At 39.5% G+C, this 668-nt stretch carries 1 pseudogene; it reads right to left on the bottom strand.

Annotated features, from left to right (window positions below):
- Positions 1–456 (bottom strand): annotated as a pseudogene (locus tag AC5V8P_RS25905) (motility associated factor glycosyltransferase family protein); the annotation flags it as partial.
- Between the last annotated feature and the right edge of the window lie 212 nt (positions 457–668).

The raw sequence follows: 668 nt of genomic DNA, 5'->3' as shown, positions 1-668 counted from the left end.
ATCCATCTCAACCTCAAGATAATGACGAAGCGCTACGAAAGCCAGCTCACGCTGCATATGGACAGATGCCATATAAAACAATGAATTCAATTGGGAATCACCAGTAGCTAGCCAGTATAAATTGGGATGCTCTAAAATACTCCGCATATCATAGCTACTAATGGAGTTTAGAAACTGGTATTCATCCGGCTCATATACAAAGAGCAACCGATCAGGGTACATTTCAAGGATATCAGCAATGCCAAGCCCCTGGCCAAATCCGTAAACAAATACACACTCTATATTTCCTACTGACTGCTGGACTGCCTCCAGCCAAATATGGTCTTTTTCTATAGGCTCATTATAAGTCTTATGATCCTGGGCCTTAGTTGGCTCAAGTGAGAGCATCGAACTGGTTACATTTGGAAAACGATTCTGCATAGCAGTTAGATTTAATGATAAAATTGTCAAGACCATACCACCATTCATAATGATTCTTCTTAATTAGTATATCGGACTGTAACAAGAAGGAGTGAACCTTCAAACAAAAAAAGTCTCTCCCAGTAATTTCTGAGAGAGATTATAAAACCGCTTATTTCCTGTGGTCTATGAAAAGACTATCAACTGAATAAGCACGCTGGTAAGCATTTTGTTGAATTCGAATATGCCCTTTTTTCTCCATCCAGCTG

The organism is Paenibacillus sp. N119s, from assembly GCF_059447605.1.
This window is presented reverse-complemented; position numbering and strand designations above follow the sequence as displayed.